General features: G+C 49.3%; 2 protein-coding genes and 4 pseudogenes. All 6 read right to left on the bottom strand.

Annotation, left to right across the window (positions count from 1 at the left end; translation table 11 throughout):
• Positions 1-288: pseudogene (locus KVG88_RS30920) on the bottom strand (hypothetical protein); the annotation flags it as partial.
• Positions 289-298: 10 nt separating this feature from the next.
• Entirely contained in the window at positions 299-727 is a 429-nt protein-coding gene (locus KVG88_RS30915) for a hypothetical protein (protein WP_217873639.1), read from the bottom strand.
• A 159-nt stretch (positions 728-886) separates the two neighbouring features.
• A pseudogene (locus KVG88_RS30910) lies at positions 887-1,591 on the bottom strand (RHS repeat domain-containing protein); the annotation flags it as partial.
• Positions 1,592-1,811: 220 nt separating this feature from the next.
• Positions 1,812-2,246 (bottom strand): hypothetical protein, encoded by a 435-nt coding sequence (locus KVG88_RS30905; protein WP_217873638.1) that lies wholly within the window; start codon positions 2,244-2,246, stop codon positions 1,812-1,814.
• A gap of 4 nt (positions 2,247-2,250) precedes the next feature.
• Positions 2,251-2,547, bottom strand: a pseudogene (locus tag KVG88_RS30900) (HNH/ENDO VII family nuclease); the annotation flags it as partial.
• A 120-nt stretch (positions 2,548-2,667) separates the two neighbouring features.
• A pseudogene (locus tag KVG88_RS30895) lies at positions 2,668-3,289 on the bottom strand (RHS repeat domain-containing protein); the annotation flags it as partial.

Raw genomic sequence — 3,289 nt, 5'->3', positions numbered from 1 at the left:
TGGCCGTTCACCGCGTTCGCCGTAGCCCGTTTCATCGACCTGCGTCAGATGACCGCCGAGGTTGTAGCTGAAGCGTCGGGTCAGGTTGTCGATGCGTTTTTCTTCGATCAATCGGTCGGACGCATCGTAGGCAAACTGATACGCCGCGTTGTTTTCGTTGACCAAGGCAGTCAGGCGAATCGCCGGGTCGTATTCGTAGCGAATGCGCTGGCCCTTGGCGTCCTGACGACTGCTCGGCAGACCACGGGCGGTACGTAGCAGGCGTGTGGTCTGGCCGAAGATGTCGGTTCAACAACACTTAATAAGATAAAATCAACCTTCCAATCTCTCCAGAAACGACATCAAAAGAAAATCTGAAATCCTGATTATTTATATTTACAAAAAAACACAACCGCCCCGAAACATAATATACATCTGAAAACACCCCCCCTTTGGTTAACGCATTAGCGCGAGCACTTACATCCCACATCACTTCTCCGTCAGGCTTAACAACCAACGCCTTGTTTTTTTCAGCATTAAATGGAGAAACAACCACCGCGATACCAATACCGTCTATAAGTAGCTGAGGAATGAGCTTGTCTGGGCTCTCAATTTTATATGAGCGCCCCAAAAACGACCACGACACTTCCTTGGGGAGTAACTCCCAAACACTTAAACCTTGAGGATTGGCCTCGCGATTATAATTCCCAAGTCCATCGACTACCGTAAAATCAGTTACATCACTCATTCAACCCCCACAGCTACTAGAATGTATCGCTCTCGGCTTGCCCACTGACTGCATCTTTGCTCTATCTTGATAGTTAAGAATTTGAAGCTGACTTCCCCCACCAGGATAAATCTTTCCTCCAGAAGTTTGTGGACCAACAGGACCAGATTGTACGTGAACGTAGTGCAGCCCCGTCTCATCGTCAAAATACTGCCCCTGAAACCGCAGGTTCTGTTCGATTTCATTGACCGCCAGTTTCTCAACCGCCCCCCACGCCTTATACGTCGCCTGCCAGACAATCTGCCCCTCTCGGTCCGTCATCTCCAACGGCGTACCAATCTGGTCGGTATGGAAGTAGTAAAGCTTCTGCTCTTCACCTTCTGCCTGGTCGACCCGCACCAACGGCGCATAACTCCCCGGCTCGTACAGGTACAAACTGCTCTGCCCCGGACTTTCCTCACGCAGCATCCGCAGGCCTTGCCACAAAAAGTGCTTGTGCTCGGTCTTGCCGTTGACCTCTGAAACCTTGGCAACCCGCCGCCCCAGGCTGTCATAGCGATACGATCCGGTACTTTCCAGCTTGCCATTGACCAACGTCTCAGCCCGCATCAAGCGATTTTCACAGTCATAAACAAACGTCTGCAGCTTGCCCATCCCGCTGCGTTTTTCAATCAGGTTGCCCCACGCATCGTAGGCATATTCCTGATCCCGCCAGCGTTTGAGGCGGTTGTCTTTGACGTGATCGAACTGGCTGGTGTTGAAATTCAGCCGGTTCGCCGCGGCGTCGTAGCGAAATTCTTCGCTGTCGAGCAACTGGCCGGTGTCGCGACTGTGCAACAGGCCGTTGGCTGGGTCGTACTAGTGACGGCGGTTGATCGGATTGTAAGTAAACACTAAATGGGTCGCCGGGCGCCTAGATCAAACAGAAAAACGATATCCTTCAAGCAGAATCAAACGGTGGCTGATAGATCACCTCAGCCACAAAACACCTCATATTAATAGAGCCCGAGAAATGTAATTTCGCAGTTAATTGGGAGCAGACCCAAGCCATTCTTCAGCGTTGAAACCGATTAAGTTAAAGAAAAATGGAAAAATAATTACACATTTAACTTAATTCAAAAAAACTCTCCAAAAATCCATTAAAACTTGCCCACTGAGGTCTGAGCTTACCCTGCTTAAATTCGGCTAATGAGTCACCAAGAGAGAGCTCAACCACCTCTCCGGTTAACCTGTTATAAAAAAAACCACTTTCACCCTCAAAACTATCCAATGGGAGGTAATCCGAGGGAACTCCAAGAGTCTCATGCGTTCGTTTCAGCGCAAAACCAAAGTTAGTATTTATTGAAAACCAACAGACATGATAAATCTCCTTACCGCGACTCACAAAAGTCGGTCCATCCTCAACATGAAGGTAAAACTGAGCAAAATCGCTGGACGAATCAACACCTAACTTTTTAAGCTCCAATTCATATTCAACGCTGACATCATCAAACCACCAGCCCTGCCTTTTACAGAAATCAATCACTTTTTTTGAAAGCATATTTTCACCCGCAACTCACAGATCCTCTAGAACGGCTAGAGTTTCGATTATTAATTTCCGATTGCGCTCGTCCTTTCCAATATGCATCTCGATCCCCATTGAATAAATCTCTGTCTACAGGATTTAACGGGTGTTGACCAGGCAGATGAGGGTGGAGCGCATTAGTTTTGCCAAATTTTTGGTGGGTATCAGCAGACAGTTCGAACAAAGAGCCCAAGCCATCCTGTTTTGAGTGGTGCAAATTAAGTTGCGAGTAGCTACCATTCTTTACTACGAAAGGGCTCTTTCCTTCCGACGCCAGATCCATGTTAGTCCTTATCCCACTTCGAGTGTTCACAGGGAGATCCCAATCGATAACCTGTTGATACACCGTATGGACGCTGCCAGAAGGTGCTGTGAATGTAGACGGAGAGAAAAACCCGGTCAACCCGAAAGGGTCTATCCATCCGGTTGAGTTAGCAGCATATCGATAAAGATTGAACCCACCACTAAGTCCTATCGGATCCTGCGTTACAAACCGCCCCACCTCCGGATCGTAATACCGAAACGTGTTGTAGTGCAGCCCCGTCTCATCGTCAAAATACTGCCCCTGAAACCGCAGGTTCTGTTCGATTTCATTGACCGCCAGCTTTTCAACCGAACCCCACGCCTTGTACGTCGCCTGCCAGACAATCTGCCCTTCTCGATCAGTCATCTCCAGCGGCGTACCAATCTGGTCGGTATGGAAGTAGTAAAGCTTCTGCTCTTCACCTTCTGCCTGATCGACGCGAGCCAACGGCGCATAACTCCCCGGCTCATACAGGTACAAACTGCTCTGCCCCGGACTTTCCTCCCGCAGCATGCGCAGGCCTTGCCACAAGAAGTGTTTCAGCTCGGTTACGCCATTAACAACGGACTACTTACCGACCCGCCGCCCCAGGCTGTCGTACCGATACGATCCGGTACTTTCCAGCTTGCCATTGACCAGCGTCTCGGCCTTGACCAAGCGATTTTCACAGTCATAAACAAACGTCTGCAACTTGCCCATCCCGCTGCGTTTTTCA

This window comes from Pseudomonas azerbaijanoccidentalis, from assembly GCF_019145495.1.
Lineage (GTDB): Bacteria > Pseudomonadota > Gammaproteobacteria > Pseudomonadales > Pseudomonadaceae > Aquipseudomonas > Aquipseudomonas azerbaijanoccidentalis.
This window is presented reverse-complemented; position numbering and strand designations above follow the sequence as displayed.

What these genes read in the sequence shown, in the direction of transcription:
- KVG88_RS30905 (WP_217873638.1), bottom strand. Translation starts at nt 2,246, where the DNA reads ATGCTTTCAAAAAAAGTGATTGATTTCTGTAAAAGGCAGGGCTGGTGG.
- KVG88_RS30915 (WP_217873639.1), bottom strand. Translation starts at nt 727, where the DNA reads ATGAGTGATGTAACTGATTTTACGGTAGTCGATGGACTTGGGAATTAT.